This window comes from Sphaerisporangium sp. NPDC005289, from assembly GCF_040607455.1.
Lineage (GTDB): Bacteria > Actinomycetota > Actinomycetes > Streptosporangiales > Streptosporangiaceae > Sphaerisporangium > Sphaerisporangium rhizosphaerae.
Window position 1 is genome coordinate 236,875 of the sequence record NZ_JBEXGS010000010.1, and the last position, 21,094, is coordinate 257,968.

The 21,094-nt window shown below is 73.0% G+C and carries 18 protein-coding genes and 1 riboswitch; of the genes, 7 read left to right on the forward strand and 11 right to left on the reverse strand.

Translation table 11 applies throughout. The annotated features are described in order from the left end of the window. Positions 1-96 precede the first annotated feature (96 nt). Complete coding sequence (gene ald, locus ABZT47_RS19775) at positions 97-1,212, forward strand: alanine dehydrogenase (protein WP_354843728.1); 1,116 nt, start codon at positions 97-99, stop codon at positions 1,210-1,212. Between the two features lie 147 nt (positions 1,213-1,359). Here the strand turns inward: ald and ABZT47_RS19780 are convergent, their stop codons facing one another. After that, entirely contained in the window at positions 1,360-2,091 is a 732-nt protein-coding gene (locus ABZT47_RS19780; RefSeq protein WP_354843731.1) for a DUF3105 domain-containing protein, read from the reverse strand. Between the two features lie 124 nt (positions 2,092-2,215). On the opposite strand from ABZT47_RS19780, the gene ABZT47_RS19785 reads away from it, so the two are divergent. Next, positions 2,216-2,848 (forward strand): DUF305 domain-containing protein, encoded by a 633-nt coding sequence (locus ABZT47_RS19785; protein WP_354843734.1) that lies wholly within the window; start codon positions 2,216-2,218, stop codon positions 2,846-2,848. Between the two features lie 47 nt (positions 2,849-2,895). Here the strand turns inward: ABZT47_RS19785 and ABZT47_RS19790 are convergent, their stop codons facing one another. The 3 genes from ABZT47_RS19790 to ABZT47_RS19800 are packed head-to-tail and all read right to left on the reverse strand — an operon-like array spanning position 2,896 to position 6,742. After that, positions 2,896-3,957: a low specificity L-threonine aldolase gene (locus ABZT47_RS19790; RefSeq protein WP_354843881.1), complete on the reverse strand. Its 1,062-nt coding sequence runs from the start codon at positions 3,955-3,957 to the stop codon at positions 2,896-2,898. A gap of 47 nt (positions 3,958-4,004) precedes the next feature. Continuing rightward, entirely contained in the window at positions 4,005-4,685 is a 681-nt protein-coding gene (locus tag ABZT47_RS19795) for an SDR family NAD(P)-dependent oxidoreductase (RefSeq protein ID WP_354843737.1), read from the reverse strand. After that, entirely contained in the window at positions 4,682-6,742 is a 2,061-nt protein-coding gene (locus tag ABZT47_RS19800; protein ID WP_354843740.1) for a DUF6421 family protein, read from the reverse strand. The genes ABZT47_RS19795 and ABZT47_RS19800 overlap by 4 nt, the downstream gene beginning before the upstream one ends. Before the next feature lie 288 nt (positions 6,743-7,030). Here ABZT47_RS19800 and ABZT47_RS19805 point away from each other — a divergent pair, with 288 nt between their 5' ends. Both ABZT47_RS19805 and ABZT47_RS19810 read left to right on the forward strand, forming a co-directional pair. Beyond that, a complete protein-coding gene (locus ABZT47_RS19805) occupies positions 7,031-8,731 on the forward strand; it encodes a hypothetical protein (protein WP_354843743.1) in 1,701 nt (566 codons plus the stop codon). Next, on the forward strand, positions 8,728-10,518 hold the full coding sequence (locus ABZT47_RS19810; RefSeq protein ID WP_354843746.1) for a protein kinase: 1,791 nt from the start codon (positions 8,728-8,730) through the stop codon (positions 10,516-10,518). The genes ABZT47_RS19805 and ABZT47_RS19810 overlap by 4 nt, the downstream gene beginning before the upstream one ends. Before the next feature lie 42 nt (positions 10,519-10,560). Here ABZT47_RS19810 and ABZT47_RS19815 read toward each other — a convergent pair whose 3' ends face one another. The 7 genes from ABZT47_RS19815 to ABZT47_RS19845 form a co-directional block, all read right to left on the reverse strand. Then, a complete protein-coding gene (locus tag ABZT47_RS19815) occupies positions 10,561-10,974 on the reverse strand; it encodes a PIN domain-containing protein (RefSeq protein WP_354843749.1) in 414 nt (137 codons plus the stop codon). After that, on the reverse strand, positions 10,971-11,216 hold the full coding sequence (locus ABZT47_RS19820) for a hypothetical protein (protein ID WP_354843752.1): 246 nt from the start codon (positions 11,214-11,216) through the stop codon (positions 10,971-10,973). The genes ABZT47_RS19815 and ABZT47_RS19820 overlap by 4 nt, the downstream gene beginning before the upstream one ends. A gap of 101 nt (positions 11,217-11,317) precedes the next feature. Then, on the reverse strand, positions 11,318-12,163 hold the full coding sequence (locus tag ABZT47_RS19825; RefSeq protein WP_354843755.1) for an adenosylcobinamide amidohydrolase: 846 nt from the start codon (positions 12,161-12,163) through the stop codon (positions 11,318-11,320). Further along, positions 12,151-13,131: an ABC transporter ATP-binding protein gene (locus ABZT47_RS19830; protein WP_354843758.1), complete on the reverse strand. Its 981-nt coding sequence runs from the start codon at positions 13,129-13,131 to the stop codon at positions 12,151-12,153. Before ABZT47_RS19830 ends, ABZT47_RS19825 begins: the two co-directional genes overlap by 13 nt. 16 nt (positions 13,132-13,147) lie before the next feature. Next, complete coding sequence (locus ABZT47_RS19835; protein ID WP_354843884.1) at positions 13,148-14,152, reverse strand: iron ABC transporter permease; 1,005 nt, start codon at positions 14,150-14,152, stop codon at positions 13,148-13,150. A gap of 268 nt (positions 14,153-14,420) precedes the next feature. Continuing rightward, positions 14,421-15,377 (reverse strand): ABC transporter substrate-binding protein, encoded by a 957-nt coding sequence (locus tag ABZT47_RS19840; RefSeq protein ID WP_354843761.1) that lies wholly within the window; start codon positions 15,375-15,377, stop codon positions 14,421-14,423. A 98-nt stretch (positions 15,378-15,475) separates the two neighbouring features. Beyond that, positions 15,476-15,530: riboswitch (cobalamin riboswitch) on the reverse strand. A gap of 102 nt (positions 15,531-15,632) precedes the next feature. Next, the gene (locus tag ABZT47_RS19845) at positions 15,633-16,484 is read right to left on the reverse strand and encodes a Gfo/Idh/MocA family oxidoreductase (RefSeq protein ID WP_354843764.1); all 852 of its coding nucleotides are present in this window, start codon (positions 16,482-16,484) and stop codon (positions 15,633-15,635) included. A gap of 475 nt (positions 16,485-16,959) precedes the next feature. On the opposite strand from ABZT47_RS19845, the gene ABZT47_RS19850 reads away from it, so the two are divergent. Genes ABZT47_RS19850 through ABZT47_RS19860 form a run of 3 tightly spaced genes read left to right on the forward strand, consistent with a single transcriptional unit; the run spans position 16,960 to position 20,902 of the window. Continuing rightward, the gene (locus tag ABZT47_RS19850) at positions 16,960-18,261 is read left to right on the forward strand and encodes a cytochrome P450 (RefSeq protein WP_354843766.1); all 1,302 of its coding nucleotides are present in this window, start codon (positions 16,960-16,962) and stop codon (positions 18,259-18,261) included. Beyond that, a complete protein-coding gene (locus tag ABZT47_RS19855) occupies positions 18,261-19,139 on the forward strand; it encodes a terpene synthase family protein (RefSeq protein WP_354843768.1) in 879 nt (292 codons plus the stop codon). The genes ABZT47_RS19850 and ABZT47_RS19855 overlap by 1 nt, the downstream gene beginning before the upstream one ends. Continuing rightward, positions 19,136-20,902, forward strand: coding sequence for a prenyltransferase/squalene oxidase repeat-containing protein (locus ABZT47_RS19860; protein ID WP_354843771.1), 1,767 nt, complete (start codon positions 19,136-19,138; stop codon positions 20,900-20,902). The genes ABZT47_RS19855 and ABZT47_RS19860 overlap by 4 nt, the downstream gene beginning before the upstream one ends. Positions 20,903-21,094 lie beyond the last annotated feature (192 nt).

A 21,094-nucleotide genomic window follows, 5' to 3' on the forward strand; every position in this document is an offset into this window, starting at 1 on the left:
TGGGCAGTGCTCCGCTGATCACACCGTCACCGGCACGCGAACGGCGGTAACGGGAGACGAGCGGGTAGCCGCCGCCCCGGGTCGAAGGAGGATCTCATGAAGGTCGGAATACCCCGAGAGGTGAAGGACCAGGAGCATCGGGTCGCCCTCACCCCCGCCGGAGCCAACGAGCTGGTCCGCCACGGCCACCAGGTCTTCGTCGAACAGGGCGCGGGCGCCGGTTCCTCCATCCCCGACGAGGACTTCCGGGCGGCGGGCGCGGAGATCCTCCCCTCGGCGGAGGAGGTCTGGGGGGAGGGCGAGATGATCCTGAAGGTCAAGGAGCCCATCGCCTCGGAGTACCCCCTCATGCGGCAGGGCCAGGTCCTGTTCACCTACCTCCACCTCGCGGCGTCCCGGAAGCTGACGCTCGCGATCATCGAGTCGGGGGTCACGGCCGTCGCCTACGAGACCGTGCAGACGGCCAACGGGGCGCTCCCCCTGCTCGCGCCCATGTCCGAGGTCGCCGGACGCCTGGCGCCCCAGGTCGGCGCCTACCACCTGATGCGCCAGGGCGGCGGCCGGGGCGTGCTCATGGGCGGGGTCCCCGGCGTGTACCCGGCCAAGGTGGTGGTGCTGGGCGCCGGGGTGACCGGCATGAACGCGACCACGATCGCCCTCGGCATGCAGGCGGAGGTGCTGCTCCTGGACAAGAACATCGACCGGCTGCGCCAGGCCGACACCATCTACCGGGGGCACCTGCAGACGGTCGCCTCCAACATCTACGAGATCGAGCGCGCCGTCCTTTCCGCCGACCTGGTGATCGGAGCGGTGCTGGTCCCGGGGGCCAAGGCGCCCAAGCTGGTGACCAACGAGATGGTGGCCCGCATGAAGGAGGGCTCGGTGCTGGTGGACATCTCGATCGACCAGGGCGGGGCGTTCGAGGACTCCCGGCCGACCACCCACGCGCACCCGACCTACCGCGTGCACGACTCGGTGTTCTACTGCGTGGCCAACATGCCGGGGGCCGTCCCGCACACCTCGACGTACGCGCTGACCAACGTCACCCTCCCGTACGCCCTCGCGATCGCCGACAAGGGATGGCGGGATGCGCTGGGCGACGACCCGGCGCTGGCGCTCGGGCTCAACGCCCACGCGGGCACCCTGACCAGCCGCCCGGTCGGCGAGGCCCACGCGCTGGAGGCCGTGGACCCCGAGGACGTCCTTCGCTGACCGGCCCCGCGCCGGCCGCGAGGGCCCGGCGCCGCACCGGACGGCGGGGGCGGCGGGGGCGGCGGTGACACGGACATGACAGGGCCGGCCGGCGGAGGCGAACCTCCGCGGGCCGGCCCGGTTCCGCCGCCGCTCGCGCGGGACGGGTCAGGAGCCGGGCGTCGCGCTCGGCATGGCCGACGACTCGGCCGGGGCCGGCGACTCGCTGGGAGCGGCCGACGCGTTCGGCGCCGGGGTCGGCGACGTGGTGGGGATCGGGTTGTCGGCGGCCAGCGCCGAGGTGGCTTGATCGCCGCTGCAGGTGGCGCCGTACTCGGGCGTCGTGCTCGGGTTCTGCTTGTACTTGGTGATGTACCGCGGCAGGCGCGCGTCGTCGGCGCCCGTGAGGGCGAGCTGGTGGTTCCAGGAGCTCACCACGACCGGCGCCGTCAGACCCGGGTACGGGCTGAGCAGGATGTAGTCAGAGGTCACCATGGCCTTGAGCTTGTCCACCTGGGCCTTGGGCAGGTCGGGCCGGTAGGTGATCCAGACCGCGCCGTGCTCCATGGAGTGCACGCCGTTCTCGGGGTTGATCGGCCCGTCGTAGGGGCCGCACTGCTGCCACTGCGGGTTGTGCTCGCCGCCGACCGGCGGCGTCTCCTTGTAGTTGACCTTGATCGCGGTGTGCTGGGAGGCCTTGTAGCTGAAGGTCTTCACCGCGTCGAGCGAGCCCGCGGCGTTCTCCCTGATCACGTAGAAGCCGACCAGGCCCACGACGAGGACGATGACGAAGGCGCCGGCACCCCACATGAGCATCGCCGTGCGCCGTTCCTTGCGCTTCTGCGCGGCGCGCATCGTGGCGAGATGCTCCCGCCGTGCCTGCGTCCTCTCCTTGCCCATCGCGTTTCCTCCAACGGCCGTTCAGGACGTGTGTGGTCAAGCTGCCGATACTTATGTGGAGGATAGTGGGTAGGTAATAACGTTTGCGTTCAACGTCTAGCACGACCCCTCATATTGGCTGGCAATGGTCAACTCACGCTCACGTCTGGTCCTGGTCGCGCTGCTCACCTGCGCGGTGACGGCCGTCGCCACCTTCCTGCTGTTCGGCAGGTCCGCGCCGCCGGGAGACGCCTCCCCCGAGGCCGGTTTCGCGCGTGACATGGCGGTACACCACGCGCAGGCCGTCGAGATGAGCTTCACCGTGCGCGACGAGACCGCCGACTCCGCGATCCGGGGACTGTCCTACGACATCATCACCACCCAGACCGCGCAGCGTGGAATTTTCATGGGCTGGCTGCAGCAGTGGGGCCTGGACCAGGCGGGCTCGCGGCCGGTGATGGCCTGGATGGCGGGCCACGGCGGACACGGCGGGTCCGCGGCCCCCGTCGCGGCGGCGGGCGGCGCGGCGATGATGCCGGGCATGGCGACGCCGGAGGAGCTGAAGCGCCTGAAGGCCGCCAAGGGCAAGGACGCCGAGGTCCTCTTCCTCCAGCTCATGATCCGCCACCACCAGGGCGGCGTGGACATGGCCAAGGCGGTGCTGAAGCTGACCACCCGCGACGAGGTGCGCACGATGGCGCAGAGCATCGTGGACACGCAGAACGGCGAGATCGGCTACATGACCGAACTGCTCACCGCCCGGGGCGCCAAGCCCTGACCCTCGTCGAGGCGTAGGCGGCCCGGGCGCGGCGGGCGTCAGGGGCGTCAGGACGCGGAGAGCTCCTCGGCGACGGCGGCGGCGAAGGCGTCCACGTCGGTCTCGGTGGTGTCGAAGGCGGTCATCCAGCGGACCTCGCCGGTGGCCTCGTTCCAGGTGTAGAACCGGAACCTCTTGCGCAGGCGGTCGGCCGCCTCGCGGGGCAGGACGGCGAAGACGGCGTTGGCCTCGACCGCCCTGGTCAGGGTGACGCCGGGGATGTCGCGCACGGCGGCGGCCAGGCGCGCGGCCATGGCGTTGGCGTTGCGCGCGTTGCGCAGCCACAGGTCGCCGGCGAGCAGCGCCTCGAACTGCGCCGAGACGAACCGCATCTTCGAGGCGAGCTGCATCGAGCTCTTGCGCAGGTAGATCAGCCCGCGGACGGCCGAGGGGTTCAGCACGACGATGGCCTCGCCGAACATCAGCCCGCTCTTGGTGCCGCCGAAGGACAGCACGTCCACGCCCACGTCGGTGGTCAGCGCCCGCAGCGGCACCTCCAGCGCCGCCGCGGCGTTGACCAGGCGTGACCCGTCCAGGTGCAGCAGCAGCCCGAGCTCGCGGCAGTGCGCGGAGATCGCCGCGATCTGCTCGGGGGTGTAGACGGTGCCGAGCTCGGTGCTCTCGGTGATCGTCACGACCTTGGGCTGGGCGTGGTGCTCGTCCCCGAAGCCCCATGCCTGCCGGTCGATCAGCTCGGGGGTGAGCCTGCCGTCGGGTGTGGGCACGGTGAGCAGCTTGAGCCCGGCCATCTGCTCGGGCGCGCCGCCCTCGTCGGTGTTGACGTGGGCGCTCTCGGCGCAGATGACGGCCTCCCACGGCGCGGTCATCGCCCGCAGGCCGACGACGTTGGCGCCGGTGCCGTTGAACACCGGCCACGCCTGGGCCTGCGGCCCGAAGTGCCGCTGGAAGACCTCCTGGAGCGCCTCGGTGTAGACGTCCTCGCCGTAGGCGATCTGGTGGCCGCCGTTGGCGAGGGCGACCGCCTGGAGGACCTCCGGGTGGACGCCCGCGTAGTTGTCGCTCGCGAACGCCTTGACCTCTGGGTCGTGGCGGCGCCGTGCCTGGGTCATGTGGTCGTGCCCCCGCGTGTCGTGCTGGTGGTGCTGCTGGTGGTCGGTCACGTCGTCAGGTCGACCCGCAGGCCGTTGACCTCGGCGGCCGGGCGGTCCCACAGGCCGGCGACGGCGGCGGCCAGGTCGTCGACGTCGGTGAAGCCGGGGAACCTGCGGTCGGGGCTCGCCGCCCGCATGTCGTCGTTGACCAGCGCCTTGATCACCAGGATGGCGGCGGCGCTGCGGGTGCCGCGGAGCGCGTCTGCCAGGGCGAGCGTCCACGCCTCGGCCGCGGCCTTGGCGGCGGCGTAGGCGGCGTTGCCCTGGGTGGGCTCCCGCGCGGCCTTGGCCGAGACGATGGCGAACCGGCCGTCGTCGCTGTCGCGCAGCAGCGGCTCGAAGGCGAGCGAGACGTTCTGCAGGGTGCGGACGATCGCCTCGTGCAGGGCGTCCCAGTCGGCGAGGTCGGTGTCGGCGAAGGTCTTGGACCCGCGCCAGCCGCCGACGAGGTGGACCACCCCGTCGACCCTGCCGTGCTCGGCGCCGATGCGGCGCGCCGCCTCGCGGACGGCCTCGCCGTCGGTCAGGTCGACCGCGGTCACGCCGTCGGAGGCGCGCCGGCCGAGGCCGATCACGGTGTCGCCGCGCGCGGCGAGCCGCGCGGTGACCGCCCGGCCGGTGGGCCCGCCGGCCCCGGCGACGACCACCACTCTGCTCGCCGGCCCGCCCTGGTCGCCCTGGCTCACGCGCGGATTCCCTTCGTCGCCTCGATGACTCCGGAAAGCTTACGACGCAGGGCCTCGTAGAACATGCTCAGGGGGAACTCGTCGGGCAGCACCGCGTCCACCACGGCCTTCGGGAAACCCTCGACCGGCAGGGCGTCGGCGCCGCGGTTCCACACCGACGCGGGGTGCGGGGCGACGTAGGAGGCGACGAGCTGGTGGGCGGCCAGCCAGTGCGCGAGCTTGGAGCGGTCGATGCCGTCGCGGTAGAGCTTCTCGACCTCGCCGCGCAGGTCGGCCACGCAGTCGGCGACCCGGTCCCAGTCGATGGACAGCCGGTTGTCGGTCCAGCGGACGACGTCGTTGCGGTGCAGGTAGGCGAACAGCAGCTGGCCGCCGAGGCCGTCGTAGTTGCGCACCCGCTCGCCGGTGATCGGGAAGCGGAACAGCCGGTCGAACAGGATCGCGTACTGCACGTACCGGGCGTGCGGCACGCCCCGCCCCTCCAGCGCGACGGCCTCGCCGAACGCGGTCAGGTCACAGCGCAGCTCCTCCAGCGAGTACAGCCAGTACGGCATCCGCTGCTTGATCATGAAGGGGTCGAACGGCAGGTCGCCGTGGCTGTGGGTCCGGTCGTGGATGAGGTCCCAGAGCACGAAGGTGTCCTGGGCGAGCTCCTGGCTGGAGAGCAGGCGGGCGGCGTCCGGCGGCAGGGCGAGCTTGAGGGTGTCGGCGGCGGCGCGGCTGACGCCGCGGAACCGCGCGGCCTCGCGGTCGCAGAAGATGGCGCCCCAGGTGAACCGGGGCGGGGTCTCGCGGACGGCGACGGTCTCGGGGAACAGCACCGCGCTGTTGGTGTCGTACCCGGCGGTGAAGTCGACGAAGGCGATCGGCACGAACATGGGGTTGTCGTACTGCCCGCTCTCCAGCTCGGCGAGCCAGTCGGGCCACACCGTGCGGATCCAGACGGCCTCCAGGTTGCGGCCGGGGTTGCCGTTCTGGGTGTACATCGGGAACACGACCAGGTGCTCCAGCCCGTCCACCCGCTGGGTGTCGGGGTGGAAGGCGTTCAGCGAGTCCAGGAAGTCGGGCACGCCGAACCCGCCTGCCTGCCAGGCGCGCAGGTCGGCGACGACGGCGGCGAGGTAGTCCCGGTCGTGCGGGAAGCGCGGGGCCAGCGTCTCGACGGCGGTGACGACGCGGTCGACGAGGGGCGAGGCGGCCGCGGCGTCGGCGACCGAGCCGTCCTTGGCGGTGAGGGGGCGCAGTGCCTCGACCGCGTCCTTGAGCTCGGCGAAGGCCTCGTCGGAGGAGCTCGCGCCGCCCGTGCTGGCCGGTACCCGTGCGGCCCAGGTGACGACGTTGCCCCACAGCCGGGCGTGCCGCAGGTCGTCGATGGAGTCGTCGCCGAACAGGTCGGAGTCGGCGAAGACGACCACCCGGCCCTCGCCGTGGCGCAGGGCCAGGGCGAGGGGGCGTCCGGCCGGGTCGGCGGAGGGCGAGGTCGCGAACAGGACGGTCGCGCCCTCGGGCGCGGTGAGCACGCCCGCCCGGTAGAAGCAGGCCTCGCGGGCGCCGGCGGTCAGGTCGTCCCCCGCTCCGGGGACCGGGGCGCCGAGCACCCAGGTGGCCACGCCGTTGTAGGAGTTGCCCGGGTCCTGGACGGTGGTGTGCTCGACGCCGACGCCGAAGCGGGCGAGCAGCTCGCCGAGGTTGTTGCCGTACTTCTCCTGCTCGCACTCGGCGAGCACGATCAGGCCGCCGCCCTCGGAGACGTACCGCTCGATGGCGTCGATCTCCTCGGCGGGGAAGGCGGGGCTGCCGAGCCCGGTGGTGCGCTCCCACCGGTCGGCGGAGGGGTGGGCGACGACGTAGACGTCGTGGGCGTTGAGCACGGCTGGGGTGACCGGGCCCTCGGTGTGCGCGGTGACGGTGTGGCCGAGGCGGCGCAGGACCTGCGCGGCGCGGGCGTAGCTGTTGTCGTCGGGGTGCGCCGGGTTGATCGCCTCGGCGACCTCGCGGCGGATCGTCCACGACTCGTTGTGCGCCTCGTCGAACAGCACCCGCGGAAAGGCCCTCATACCGCCCCATCCCTTCGTCGGTTAAATATCTTCCACCAATGTCCGGTTATGTACGAAAAATATACATGCTTGGCGCCACCTGACGGGAAACCCGGCACGCGACCTTCGCGTGAGCGTCCGCGCCGCCGCCGCCTCCAAGCGGCCTCCAAGTCGTTCAAGATCGCGAAACGGCTGTCGCAGATCGTTCAACGACCGATTGCAAGTGCGTGACGGCGGCCGGAGGAGCCTTGAACGAGGCTGTCCGCGCTGAGACTCTGGACTCAACCAGGTCCGGAACAGGAGGCGGAGATGCCCCGCCTGCACCACCTCGTCGCGGGGCTGAGCGTCCTCGGATCGCTCATCCTTCCCATGCACCCCCATCCCAGCGGCTCCACCGACCGAGTGACCCCTGGAACTGTCCGCGTGGAGGCGAAGGCCCACGTGACCATCAACCTGCTCGACGACCGAGGGGTCATCCAGCAGGTCGTGCGCGAGTACGACACGCCGGTCGGCACCGGCAGCGGGTTCACCGTCTCCCCCGAAGGCGTCGTGGTCACCGCCACCGGCGTCGTGCGGCCGAGCAAGGACCCCGCCGTCTACGCCGCCAACCGGGTCTTCTCTGAGTACTTCAAGGTCAAGATCCCGGCCGACTTCTCCCGGCACAAGCTGAAGAACCCCGAGCTCAACGCCCGCCTGCAGGCCTGCTACCCGCCGCACCGGCAGAACTCCAACTGCATCGCCACCACAGCCCCCAAGATCACGGTGTTCCCGTACGCGGACCCGCCCGTGCCCGAGGGGTACCCGGCCGACCTGCTGCGCACCGGCGCCTCGCCCGGCTCGCCCGCCGTGCTCAAGCTCACCAAGGGCGGCGAGGACGGCACGCTGCCCACCGTGCCGCTCGGCACGACGCTGGGCAGCGGCATCGAGTCGGTGGACACCATCGGCCTGCCGAGCCGGCCCAGCGCCAAGGCCCCGCCGAAGGTCCAGACGGCCCACCTCGACCCGCCGGGCGGGCGCACGTTCAAAGAGGCCGAACGCGCCAAGCTCGCCACGTTCCTGAGCGAGGACGGCGACGGCGGCGCCGTGATCGACGACGGCAGGAGCGAGGTCATCGGCCTGCTCACCGGCAGCGGCGACGCGGCGACGCTGACCCCGGTGGACGACATCCGGGCCGCGCTGGTGGCCGCCGACGTGACCGCCCGGCGGGGGCCGGTGGACGTGGTGTACGAGACGGCGCTCGCGCCGTTCCACAACAAGTTCTACGCCAACGCGATCCCGGTCCTGGAGCAGGTGCTGCGGCTGCGTCCCGACCACGCCGTCGCCCAGGACCACCTGCGCACCGCCCGGGCCAACCGCGCGGGCACCCCTTCGGCCGGGCAGAGCAAGGCTCCGGCCGTCGCCCAGAAGGCCTCCGGCCTCGCGCCGCTGCTGTTGCCGGTGTCCGCCGGCATCGTCGCCGTCGCCGCCGCGGTCGCCGTCGCGGTGCCGCTCATGCTGCGGCGGCGCCGCCGGACGGCCGGCGAGGCGGCGGGCGACGGCGTTCTCGAATCGTTCCCCGCGGTCTCGGGGGTCTCCGGTACGACTGCGGGCCCGGCGGGTTCGCTCGGCTCTCTCGCCCCGGCGGGCCCCGGGGGCGGCTCCGGGAGGCCGGCGGGCGGCACCCAGGCGATGGAACCGCCGCACCCGGGCGACGGCTCCTTCCCCCCGTACCGCCAGTCCCCGTTCGGCGCGCCCGGCACAGGCCAGCAGGCGGGCCCGGCCCCGGCCGGCGGGCCGTCAACGCCCGCCGGTGTCGCCGGCACGCCCGCGGGCGGCCCGGCCACGCCCACCGGCGCATCGGGCACGCCGACCGCCGGCCCCGCCACGCCCGCCGGGGGTCCGGGTACGCCGGCCGGCGGCCCTGAGGGGAGCGCGTCCGGCGCGCAGGCGCGGTTCTGCACGCAGTGCGGCATGCGGTTGCAGAAAGCGCACCGTTTCTGCGGCTTCTGCGGGAACCCGGTGGACCAATGAGCGAACAGGGTTTCTCGATGCCGCCGCTGATCGGCACCCAGGTGGCCGACTACCTCATCGAGGCGGTCGTCGGGCGCGGCGGCATGGCGACCGTCTACCGGGCGCGCGACCGGCGGCTCGGCCGCGCCGTGGCGCTGAAGGTGCTGGCGCCGCAACTGTCGGCGGACCAGCGCTTCCGCGACCGGTTCGTCCGCGAGTCGCACCTGGTCGCGGCGGTCGACCACCCCAACATCATCCCGATCTACGAGGCGGGCGAGAACGGCGACCTGCTGTTCATCGCCATGCGGTACGTCGACGGAGCCGACCTGCGCAAACTCATCCAGGGCAGCGGCCCGCTGCCGGTGGCCCGCGCCTACCGCCTGTTCTCCCAGATCGCCTCGGCGCTGGACGCCGCCCACCAGCACGGGCTCGTGCACAGGGACGTCAAGCCGGCCAACATCCTGGTCGCCGACGGGTCCGAACGTGACCCCGAGCACGTCTACCTCACCGACTTCGGGCTCACCAAGAGCACCTTCTCCGAGGCGGGGCTGACCAGCCACGGCCATTTCATGGGGACCCCGCGCTACGTGGCGCCCGAGCAGATCCGCGGGCTGCCCGTGGACGGCCGCAGCGACCTGTACGCGTTCGCCTGCGTCGTCTACGAGGCGCTCACCGGGTCGCCGCCGTTCCAGCGGGACACCGAACTGGCCCTGCTGTACGCACACGTATCGCACGACCCGCCGCCGCTCACCCCCTACCGGCCCGATCTGCCGCACTCGGTCAACCAGGTGATGCTCCGCGCCCTGGCCAAGTCGCCGAACGAGCGGTACGTCACCTGCCGCCAGTTCGTCGCCGCCCTGCGGGACGCGATCAGCTCCGACGACCAGCCCACCGGCGTGCAGCAGGCGAGTCCGGGCCGGCACGCCGCGCCCGCGACCGACCCCCCGTACGCCCACCCCGGCCCGCACGCAGGCGGCGAGCCGCCGTACGCGCCCGCCGGGCCGTACGACGGCCCGTACGACGGCCATTACGGGCCGCGGGGCGATGCCGTGGGCTCGGCCGAGCCGACGACCTCCCTGCGTGCGTTCGCCGCGGCGGACCCTGCGGGGTCCCAGCACGCCTCCCTCGGCCCGGCCACCCGGCCGGGCGTGGCCACCGGCCCGCGTCCCGCCGCGCCCCGGCGCCGGCGCGGCCGGTTGGCGGGCGCGCTGGTGGGCGCCGGCGCGGCGGTGGTCGCGGTCGCGGTCGCCGCCACCCTGCTGCTCAACCAGGGGACGGCTCCCCTGGGGGCCAAGCGCTATCCCGGCAGCACGGCGGCGCCGATGACCTTCGAGTACCCGGGCGGGTGGGAGGCGCGCACGCACGCCGACGAGTACGCGGTCGTCTCCCCGGCGGCGGCGGAGTTCGACGCGCTCTTCTCCGTGCCGATCGCCTCCGACTGGACGGCGGTCAACGCGCTGCTCGGCGCCCACCCCGAACGGGCGACGGGCGTGTTCGCCGAGCTCAACGACGCCATCACCACCTCAGACCCGCCCGAGACCCTCAAACGCAGCCTGAGCTTCGTGCTGCCGGGCCCGGCCGACTTCGCCTCGGCGCTCACCACCGACACCGTGGCGGGCAAGCCCGCCTTCCGCCTGACCGGCGTGGTCAACGACCCGGCCCAGCAGGGACGCCTCGATCTGATCGTCTACATCATCGGCCGCGGCCAGGGCCAGCCCGTCGGTCTGCTCGCCTTCTTCTGCCCGCCCGGCAAATGCCACCAGCCCACCATCGACCACACCCTCACCACCGTCGCCTTCACCTCCTGACCGCCCCCGCCCCCGCCACGGCCCGCGGCACCGGCTCGGCGCTCAAGGAAGCAACTTGAACGCAGGCACATGAACCGGTCGCACCACGCGGAAATGGCGATGATCGAGCGTCGCTATCTCCCGAAGCCCCAGCCGCTCGGCGATCGCGATGACCGAGGCGTCCACCACGCCGAGCGGCAGGTCCGCGTACGTCCGCACCAGGTGGGCCACGCGGGCGAGATCGCCTTCGGCCAGATCGAGCAAGGTCATCTGATCGGTGACGAGAGAGTCGATGAAAGCGGCCTCGGCGCGGGCACCACGGTACTTCTCGAGCAGCCAGCACACCTCGACCATGACAGGCGCGGGAACCAGGAGGGGGCCGGGAGCCGTTTCCAGGAACTCCGCACAGCGGTGGTGGCTCTTGTCGTCGGCGTCGAGGGCCGCCACGAGCGGGCCGGTATCGAGGAGGGTCGTCACATCGGACGATCCAAGCCCTCCTTGAGGACTTCTTCATGCCGTTCGGCGAGATCGCCCACCCCGGAGTTCATCATGCCGATGAAAGAGAGCCGGCGTTTGCCCGATTGCTCCGCACTCGCCCCTTCGGGGACGTCGCCGGACTGGACCAGACGCAGGGCGACCGCGCGCAACCGGCGTGCCTGGTCTGGCTTGAGCCGGTCCACCAGGGCATGCAGGTCGTCGTAATCACGCGCGGCGTCCACATCATGAGTGTACGCCGCGCCCCATCCGCAGATCGGCGTTGCCGGTCATCCGCATTGACGACGGCCCAGCATGGGTCTGGGAGTGGGGCGAGCCGGTCGTTTCAGAAGGTGGGCCAGGGATGTGGAGGCAACGGGCGGGAGGCGGAGGCGGGGGTGTGGTCGAGGGTGGGCCAGGCGTGGGCGCCGGCGAGGACGCAGCGGTGGACGGCTCTGGCGAGGCGGGCGCCCCACGTGGACCGCGGGCCGCCGAACGGCTCCTCCGGGCCCTCGGCGCGGACCGCGACGCACACGGCGTCCGAGGCGGTGCCCGTGCAGGCGTACCCCGCCTCGGCCAGGGCCTGCGTCTTCGCCTCGGTCACGGTCATCACGGCGTTGACCAGGGCGGCGTCGCTCATCGCCACCGGGACGGCCACGATGATGTTGATGGTCCCCGGCGCCGGGAACACCGGCCGGGTGTCCGGCCCTCCCCGGATGCCGGAGTCGAGGTCCGGATACGGCCCAAGGGCCGGACGGGGTCCGGAGGCCGGCCCGGACTCCGGGGCGGAGCGAGGTTCAGGGGCGGGGCCGTGCCCCGAGGGCGAGCGGTGTTCGGGGGCGGGGCGGAGTTCGGGGTCGGGGGTGCCTTCGGGGGAGGCGGCCCAGGTGGGGACGCGCAGGCCGACGGTGGCCACGGCGTCCACTCCCCCGTCGTGCGCGCGGGTGTGGTCGGCGACCGAGGCCGCCGTCAGCATGCCGACCCCGCGTCCGGGCGGCGCGAGTTCGAGCAGGTGCGCGACCGGGTCCATCCGCGAGTAGGCGCCGACGACCTGCGCGTTCAGCACCCACTCCACCGGGCCGATGCCGCCACCCAGCATGGCCGAGGAGATGGCCCGCCATCCGGGCCCGAGATCCCATAGCAGGGAGGCCAGACGGGCGCCGTCCTCGTGCCGATGGCTCAGGGAGAGCATGCGTCACCCTGTCCGGGATCATCCCCCGGCCGAGGTTGCTCGGAATGACTTCCCGGCCGAGACTGCTCGGAATCGTCCCCTGGCCGAGGCCGCTCGGGAGCGCCGCCTGGTCGTGGGTTGTCAGGTTCGGCGCCGGGGTGGGCCTCCGCCGGGCGCACCTCCACGGGACCGTTCGCCCGGTCGGGCGTCATGGGGGCGGGGCGGACGAGGTTGACCAGGGGGCGGCCGTCCTCGCCCTGGGCGACGCGGACGTGAGCGCCGAAGGTGGCGGCCAGCAGCGGCTCGGTGAGCACCCGGCCGACCGGCCCGGAGGCGACGGCGCGGCCGTCGGCGATCAGCAGGACCCGGTCGGCGTACTGCCCGGCCACGCTGAGGTCGTGGACGGTCGTGACGATCGTCAGCCCGTCCGCCAGGCGCAGCCGGTCGACCAGTTCGAGCACCTGCTGCTGGTGCCCGAGGTCGAGGGCGGTCGTCGGCTCGTCGAGCAGCAGCACGGGCGCCCGCTGGACCAGTGCCCGCGCGAGCACGACCCGCTGGCGCTCGCCGCCGGACAGGTGGGCGAGCGGCCGGCGCGCGAGGCCGGCCAGGTCCAGGCGTTCCAGGACGGACTCGGTGACCTCGCGGTCGTGCCTGCCGTCGCGGCCGAGGTAGGAGATGTAGGGGGTGCGTCCCAGCAGGGCGTACTCCAGGACGGTCAGGCCGGGCGGGAGCAGGGGGTTCTGGGGGGCGTAGGCCATCAGCCGGGCCCGCTGCCGCGGCTTGAGCGAGCGCGCGGGCAGCCCGTCCACCAGCACCTCGCCCCGCGCGTCCAGCAGGCCCATCATCGCGCGCAGCAGCGTGGACTTGCCGGCGCCGTTCGGGCCGATGACCGCCAGCCACTCGCCGTCGCGCGCCGACAGCCCGACGTCCGACAGCACCGTCCGCCCGCCGAGCGACACCGACAGCCCGCTCACCTCGATCGCGCTCACGGCCGTCTCCTCGTGGTCATGCCTCCACCGCCCTGGTGGCGCGCAGCACCGCGACGAAGAAGGGGGCGCCGATGAAGGCCGTGACCACGCCGATGGGCAGTTCGGCCGGGGCCAGGACGGTGCGGGCGACCAGGTCGGCGAGCACCAGGAACGCGGCCCCCGCCAGCAGCGAGATCGGCAGCACCACCCGGTAGGACCCGCCCGCGAGGCGGCGGACGGCGTGCGGCACGACGATGCCGACGAACCCGATGAGCCCGCTGACGGCCACCGCCGACGCCGTGGCCAGCGAGGCCGCGCACAGCACCACGAGCCGGACGCGAGCCGCGTTCACCCCGAGGCTGCCGGCCTCGTCGTCCCCGACCGACAGCACGTCGAGCAGGCGGCCGTGCGCCATCAGCACGGCCGCCGAGACCAGGGCGTAGGGGGCGACGAGCCACACCTGCGACCAGTCGCCGCCGATGCCGCCGAGGATCCACGAGTAGATGCGCTGGAGCTGCTCGACCTTGACCTGCTGGACGAACGCCTGCAACGCCGACAGGAAGGAGGCCACCGCCACCCCGGCCAGGACCAGGGTCGCGGTGCCGCCGCCGCGCGCGGCCGTCTTGCCCAGCGCGTACGCCAGCAGCACGCCGCCGATCGCCCCGCCGAAGGCCGCCAGCGGCACCAGCCCCTCGGCCTGGACCAGGACGATGACCAGAGTGGCGGTGAGACCCGCGCCGGCGGCGGCGCCGAGCAGGTACGGGTCGGCGAGCGGGTTGCGGAACACGCCCTGGTAGCCGGCGCCCGCCATCGCCAGCAGCCCGCCGACGATCGCCGCCAGCACGACGCGGGGCATCCTGAGCTCGAAGAGCAGCCCGCGCTCGACCGGGGACAGCCCGGAGTGCACCGAGACCAACGGCAGCCGGTCCAGCAGTTCCAGCACGACGCCCTTGAGCGGCAGCCCGGCCGCGCCGATCATCAGCCCGGCCAGCAGGCAGACCGCGAGCAGGCCGGCCGCGACGAACGGCACCACCGGCCGCATCCTCCCCGGCTCCGCGGAGGCGGCCCGTTCCGGAGAGGCGGCCCGTTCCGGAGAGGCGGCCCGTTCCGCGGAGGCGGCCCGTTCCGCGGAGGCGGCCCGTTCCGCGGACACGGCCGGTTCCCCGGTGGCCGGTTGCCCGGAGGCGGCCGGTTCCGGGGAGATGGCGGGGTGGTCCTCCGCGGCGCCGGGAGGGGCGGGCACGGAGGGCGGGGAGGGGTCCGGGCGGGTGCCGGTCATGGTTCTCGCAGGTGGTTCGGGGCCGGGCCGGTCAGCCGGCGGCCTTCTTGACCGCCGCGTCGACGGCCTTGGCGAAGTCGACGACGCGCGGGCCCCAGCGGGAGGCGATGTCGTCGTCGATCGGGAACACCTGGTCCTTCTTGATCGCCGACAGGCCGCCCCAGCCGGGCCGCTTGGCCAGGGTCTGCTTGGACTGACCACAGCACTTGGTGTCGGCGAGGAAGATCAGGTCCGGGTCGGCCTTGGCGACGAACTCGCTGGAGAGCTTGGGGTAGCCGCCGGCGGCGTCCGGGGCCTTGTCGGCGATGTTGGTCAGGCCGAACATCCCGTAGATCTGGCCGATGAAGGTGCCGGAGGTGACCGAGTACGGGGTGTTGTCCAGTTCGTGGAAGTAGGTCAGCCCGGCGTCCTTGGGCGCGGCGGCGGCGAGCCGCTCGATCTGCGCCTTCATGTCCGAGGTGACCTGGGCGGCCTTGTCGGGGTTCCCGGTGGCGGCGCCGAGGTCGACGATCTCGTCGTAGCTCTCCTCCAGCTTGGTCGCGGCCGGTTCGAGCAGGACGGGGATGCCGACCTTGGTGAGCGCGGCCACGACGCCGCCGGTGTCGTTGGCGAGCACGACCAGGTCGGGCTTCTTGGCGATGATCGCCTCGGCGTTCGGCTTGAAGCCGGACAGGTCGGTCTTCGGGGCGTCGGCGGGGTAGGTCGACTGGTCGTCGACCGCGGCGACCTGCGGGCCGGCGCCGATGGCGAACAGGTTCTCGGTCGCGGTGGGCGAGAGCGAGACGATCTGCGCGGGCTTGGCGGGGATGGTGACCGCGCCGTTGCCGGCCTGGACGGTGACCGGGAAGCCGGGCGCCTGTGAAGAGACGGCGGGGGCGGGGGTGGCCGGGGTGGCGGAGCCTGCTGCGGTGCCGCCGGACTGGCCGCATGCGGCCAGCGTCAGCGCACCCAGCAACGCGCCCGCCAAGGCCGTGTGCACGGGCCTCACGAGGGGATTCCTCCAGTTGCCGGGAATCGAGAGACCCGCGAAATGACGGATCACCCTTTTCCACGAGGGTTGATGGCGTCGGCGCGGCACGCAGGCGACCTGGCTCGGCCGGAGGGCCTCACAGTTGCGGGACAGCGCCGGACTCTCACCGGCTTCGCTGCGCTGCGCGCGTCAGGGGAACGGTACCAACCCCCGGCGGGATCGGACACGAGGGGTCGGAAGCCGCCCGTGCCCGAGGCCCCTGACCTGCGGTGATCAGCGCAGCTGGGCCTCGGCGGCGGCGATGATCTCCTGCAGGCGCAGGCCGTGGCGGGCGTCGAGGGGGTGGCCCCCGCCGCGGCGGACGGTGTGGGCGAACTCGGCGACCATGTCGGGGAAGACGTCGTAGCCGAGATCGCCGCCGTCGAGGGTCTCGGTGCCCTGGCGGCCGAACACCGCGACCTGGGAGGCGCCGTGGTCGACTCGGGCGGCCATGGACAGCGACGCCTCGCTCACCGCGCCGCTCTGGTGCTCCAGCAGCAGGCCCACCCAGCCGAGGGTGTGGCCGTGGGCGCGCACGCCGGTGACCGGCCCGAGGGAGGCGTCCAGCATGTCGATCATGTGCGGCCCGACGTCCAGGATGGCTCCCCGCTCCTGCCGCCACGGGGAGTCGATGGTGTAGAGGGCTCCTGAAACGTTCATCGCGTATCCGCCGAACGGTTCGATGGCGCGCACGCGTTCGAGGAACGCCTTGGTCGTGGCCGAGTAGCGGAAGGTCAGCACCATCTGGGAGGCGACCCCCGCCTCGCCCACGGCGTCGGCCAGGCGCTTGGCCCCGTCGAGGTCGGCGGCGAGGGGCTTCTCCAGCAGCAGCGCCTTGCCGGCGCGGGCGGCCAGGACGCCCAGTTCGGCCTGCACGGCGGGCGGCACGCAGAAGGCGACGGCCTCGCAGACCTCGAACAACTCCTCCAGGCGCTCGTACACCGGGACGCCGAGCCGGGCGGCGGCTCTCGGCCTGCGGGCCCAGACGCCGGTCAGCCGCGTGTGCGGCCCCGCGGCGATGGTGGGGGCGTGGACGGCCTCCGCCCACGGCCCCGCTCCGATCAGGCCCACCGACACCGGTTCCACGACGCATCAGCTCCCGACTTATCAGATCAATCGTGGCGAGACTAGCCGAGCCTCAGCCGGGCGCGCGGCATCTCCGGCCGACCGCTTGGATGCGGGGGCCCGGAAAGACCAGCAAATACCATATCTGACGAAAAAAATCATTAGTTGCCCGGAAACTTGATCGGAGTCGTAGATCGTGATAGCTCATTGGGCCTGCACCAATTTGCCAGGAGAGTAAGCAATTGTCGCATTCGTGGTCATGCGGCGAGCGGTGCCCGACACAGACGTGCTCCGAACAGGCCGGACGTGCCCCGTCGACCGACGCCTGACCTCGTCTGGGCCGGTGCCCGCGTCGCAAGACGGAACAGTCCACGCCGTCAAGACATGACCCCGGATACCCCACAAGCAGCTCACAATTGGAGTAGTCACGATGTCGGTCGTCGCTTCCCCCCGGCGTGCCCGAACAATTCCGCTCCGCCGGATACTCGCGCCAATCGTGCGCGACCCGGTGAACATGCTGGCGGAACTGGGGAGGGAGTCGGCGGGAGGCATCGTCCGGCTGCCCGTGGGCACCCCGTCGATCTACCTCGTCAGCCACCCCGACGACGTCCAGCACGTCCTGCGCGGCAACTGGGAGAACTACCAGCGCCAGGGGATGTTCTGGCGGCCCCTCCAGCGGCTGCTCGGCGCGAGCGTCCTGGACGACGGAGCCGCCTGGCAGAGCAGCCGCGAGATCCTGCAGCCCTTGTTCACCGCCAGGTACGTCGCCTCCCTCGCCGAGCAGATGGCGGCGGCGGTGGACGAGCGGATCGCCGAACTGGAGCCGTACGCCGCGGCGGGGCGCTCGTTCGACGCGGGCGAGGAACTGGCCGACGTCGTCAACCAGACAGTGATCAAGGTGCTGTTCGCCGGGCGGCTGTCGCGTGAGGGCGGGCGCCGCCTGTCCCCCGCCTACGACCGCGCGGCGCGCTCGATCGCCTTCCGCCTGCTCCTGCCGTCGATGCCGTACAGCGTCCGGCTCCCCGGCGACCGGGCCTTCATGGACGCGGTCCAGCGGATCGACGACGTCGTCCTGCCGATGATCAGGCAGGACCGGGACCGGCGGCGGTCCGGCACCGACGTGTTCTCCGCGCTCGTCCGGGCCCGCGAGGAGCAGGGGGCCGACGAGCGACAGGTGCGCGACGACGTCGTCAGCGTCTACGGGGCGGCGGCCGAGTCCACGGCCACGACACTGACCTGGCTGTGGGCGACGCTCGCCGCCCATCCGGAGGTCGCCTCCGGCCTCTACGAGGAGGTCGGCCGGGTCGTCGGCGATGGGCCGGTCCGGGCCTCCCACCTGCCCGAGCTGCGCTACACCAAGATGGTCCTGCAGGAGCTGATGCGCCTGCGGCCGGCGGGCTGGCTGTTCCCGCGCATGGCCAAGCGGGCCGACCTGGTCGGCGGGGTGCAGATCGAGGCCGGAGCGCAGGTGCTGATCACCCCCTACGCGACCCACCGGCTGGACGAGTTCTGGGAACGCCCGCTGGAGTTCGACCCCGAGCGGTTCGCGCCCGGCCGGCAGGAGCGCAGGCACAGGTACGCCTACTTCCCCTTCGGCGGCGGACCCCACCAGTGCCTCGGCCGGCATCTGTTCGACATGGCCGCGCCGCTCATCGTGGCGGCGCTGCTGAGCCGATTCCGTCCGGTGGTGCGCGGCGGCGGGCCGTTCACGCCGGCCGCGGCCGGGTCGCTGCGCCCGAAGGAGAAGGTGGAGCTGGCACTGGTACGCGCCCCCCACCTGCTGCGTGGGGCGCTGTGATGGCGGCGTCCTTCGCGCACGGCCTGAGCGCCGTGGAATGCGGGCGGGCCGCCGCGGTCGCCGGACGATCGCAGCGGCACATGACCGAGTGGGCGGCCGCCTACCCCGCCCTGTTCTCCGCCAAGCCGTTCGACGCCGCGCTGTACGGCACGGTGGCGATGGCGATGGCGTTCAGCGGACCGCGGCACACCGCCGAGGAGCTGAGGACGGCCAACAAGGCGTGCCTGTGGGCGTTCGCGCTCGACTGGCTGATCGACTACGCGCTCACCTCGGCGGAGGAGGTCCGCGGCCACGCGCGGGTCTGCCTGGAGGTGGCGGCCGGCGAGGGGCCGCCACCCGGGGACGACCTTGCCCGGATGCTCGCCGACATCCGCGCCGGGCTGGCCGGGGCGCCGGCGTGGCCGGCGATGGAGGACATCTGGCAGGACGAAGTGCGGCGCACGCTCGAGGCGATGGTGCGGGAGTGGGACTGGAAGGCCGCCCATGCCACCCCGTCGCTGGAGGAGTACCTGGCCAACGCCGACAACCACGCCTTCAGCCTGGTGTTCACCTGCCACTGGATCGCCACCGGCGGCCCGGACGCCCCGACGGCCGCCCAGCAGGTGCGCGAGGCGGCCCGCGCGGTGCAGCGGGTGATGCGGCTGCTCAACGACCTGAGCAGCTATGAGCGGGACCGGAGCTGGGGAGACGTCAACGCCCTGCTGATCGGCGCCACGCGCGAAGAGGTCGGCGACCGCGTCGCCGAGCTCACCGCCGAGGCCGGGAAGCTGATCGGCGGCGTGCGGGACGTCCACCCGCGGCTGGCCGACTACCTGGAGCGCCAGATGGACTTCTGCGCCGGCTTCTACGCGCTCGGCGAGTACTGGGGGCGGCTGTGAGCGCCCTCCTCCCGCCCCCCGGCGCATCGGACCGCACCACCCCTCACGTCAAGGGCCGCGCGGCCATGAGCCGCGGCGGCTCGGCGAACGGGTACGCCTCCCCCACCGCGGGGGACACGCCGGGGAACACCGCAGGCCACCTGGCGGCGCGGGCCGGCGCGCTGGTGCGGGGGCTGACGGAGCGGCCCTGGGGCGAGGTCACCGCGTCGGTCTACGAGACCGGGCGGCTGGTCACGCTGGCCCCCTGGCTGACCGGCCACGCCGAGCGCGTGGCGTTCCTGACCGGCGCCCAGCGACCGGACGGCTCGTGGGGCGTGCATGACGACTACGCGCTGGTGCCCACGCTGAGCGCCACCGAGGCCCTGCTCGCCGACCTGCGGCGCGGCCGCACGGCGGGCGGCGCCACCGGCGGCGGCCCGCCGACCACGACTCTGGACGGCGAGCACGGGACGCCGGCCGCGGCGGCCGGGCGCGGGCTGCGGGCGCTGCTGCGGTGGTCGCGCGGCGGGTACCCGGGCCCGCGCCCCGACATGCCGGCGGTCGAACTGATCGTCCCGTACCTGGTGGAGGCGATGAACGGGCATCTGGAGGCTCTGCGGGCGGCCGGCCTGGCCCCCTCCGCCCTAATTGACGGGGCGGCGTCGCTGTCCCTGCCGTCGGGCATGCGGACCGACAAGCTGGCCGGCGTCCGCTCGGCGCTGCGCGCGGGCGCCGTGCTGCCGGACAAGCTGATGCACGCCCTGGAGGTGGCGGGCGACGCCGCGGCCGGCGCCCGCGGAGTGCCGATCACGCCGGCCGGGACGGTCGGGGCCTCGCCGGCCGCCACGGCCGCGTGGCTGGGCGCCGGGAGGGCTCCCGAGCCGGGCCATCCGGCGCGCGTCCACCTGGAGGCGGTGGCGCGCCTGCACGGCGGGCCGGTGCCGTGCGGGATGCCGATCACCGTGTTCGAACGCGGCTGGGTGGTGAGCTGGCTGCTTCGCGCGGGCGTCCCGGTCGCCATGCCGGCGCGGGTGCTGCGGAGCCTGAACGAGGGGCTCGGCCCGCAGGGCATCTCGGCGGGAGCGGGACTGCCCGGTGACGCGGACACCACCTCGGTCGCCCTGTACGCCCTCGCCCTGGCCGGCGCGCCCGGGGAGCCCTCCAGTCTGTGGGGGTACCGGGCCGGGACGCACTTCGCGACCTGGCAGGGCGAGCAGGGGTTCTCGACGACGACCAACGCGCACGTCCTGGACTGCTTTCGCGAGTACGCCACCGGCCGTCCGGACGCCTCCCCCCGATACGCGGCCGCGGTGGCGGAGGTCGCGGGCTGGCTGCTCGAACGGCAGGCGGCCGACGGGAGCTGGTCGGACCGGTGGCACGCGTCCCCCTACTACGCGACGATGTGCTGCGCGGTCGCGCTCGACGCGGCCGGCGGCGGGCGCGTCGAGCGCGACCGCGTGCGGCGGGCGGTGCGCTGGGTGCTGTCAGGGCAGCGGGCGGACGGCGCGTGGGGGCTGTGGCGGGGCACGGCGGAGGAGACCGCCTATGCCATGCAGACGCTGCTGCTCTGCGAGTCGGCGCGCGAGGAGCCCGGACGCGACCGCGCGGTCGCCTCCGGGCACGCCTACCTGCTGCGCGCGGGCGAGGATGAGCCGTGCACGCCCATGTGGCACGACAAGGATCTGTACACGCCGCTCGCGGTCGTCCGCGCGGCGATCATCGGCGCACTGCATCTCGCGGGGCGTGACGCGACGGTGGCACCGCATCTGAAATCCGCCCATTAATGCGACTAACGGGACACCATACGGGAGACGTCACCATATAGGACCATCCTTAACTGCCATGTTTACTGGTGCTGACAGCAGGAGCGTGTGACCGGTTTTCCTCCATGCTAAGGTTCCGGGGTCGACACGGCGAAATGCCCGCTTCGACGCGATACCCATGCAATAACATGCTTCCACAGCGGTTTCACCGAT